Origin of the sequence: Capnocytophaga sp. oral taxon 332 str. F0381, from assembly GCF_000318275.2 — a bacterium.
Lineage (GTDB): Bacteria > Bacteroidota > Bacteroidia > Flavobacteriales > Flavobacteriaceae > Capnocytophaga > Capnocytophaga bilenii.
In genome coordinates this window covers 50,693-51,491 of the sequence record NZ_KB291282.1, presented here as the reverse complement: position 1 = coordinate 51,491, position 799 = coordinate 50,693, and the positions used below count along the sequence as shown (strand labels likewise).

Here is a 799-nt window from a genome sequence, read left to right as displayed (position 1 = left end):
ATAATTTGCCAATTCCCCTCGCACTATTTAGAGCACATTATACGCTTAAAAAACTCTTTTCTCTATGGTGGGTAAAGGAAAATAGTAGGGCAATTCTTTTGTATTATACTGATTAGTAAGTTGTTGGAATTTTAACAACACATCTGATACATTACCGGTCTTCTTGGAGTTGGCTGTTTTTATACTTGCGGTCTTTCTTGTCCTTTGTCTCGTATAAGTTACCGAGCTTGTCAGGAGTGCGGAATTGTTCTTCCTTGTGGTCGTATTTATAGATCCTTTATATTATTTAAATAACAAGGAATTTTATGCCTATTCCAATCAATCCCATAGGAATCTACGATGAGAATTAAGGATAACAATCTAAGTGGTGTTTGAGCTATATACATATCACTATTCTTAGTTGCTATCCAATCGTACCAATCAGGACAATAATCGGACGTTATACTTAATTTGCAATTCCTTTCATATCTTTAATAGCTAAAGCACTATAATCGTTCATAAATATATCTATTCTATCTTTATCAATAGATATAGTTCTCCTCAAGTAAGTAATCGCTAATAATGAAAGAGGCTCTTCAGCAAAAGTTATATCATCTTCTTTCTGTATATACAGAATATATTCTTCATCTTTACTCATTGTGAAAACCTCATACTTTTCCTTATAAAGTAAATCCAAGGCATAGTTATATGTATTGAAGGCATCTGTTATAGTCATAAATTAATTGCATCTTTGTATTAAACTTGTTGGTATATTCCCCTCTATTAACACCCCCGCTGGCGCAAGCTTGCAGCTTGTGCC

Annotated in this window: 1 protein-coding gene; it reads right to left on the bottom strand. The window is 33.4% G+C overall.

The genetic code is table 11. The features are described 5' to 3' along the window. Positions 1–445: 445 nt before the first annotated feature. The gene (locus tag HMPREF9075_RS13795; RefSeq protein ID WP_009415162.1) at positions 446–715 is read right to left on the bottom strand and encodes a hypothetical protein; all 270 of its coding nucleotides are present in this window, start codon (positions 713–715) and stop codon (positions 446–448) included. Between the last annotated feature and the right edge of the window lie 84 nt (positions 716–799).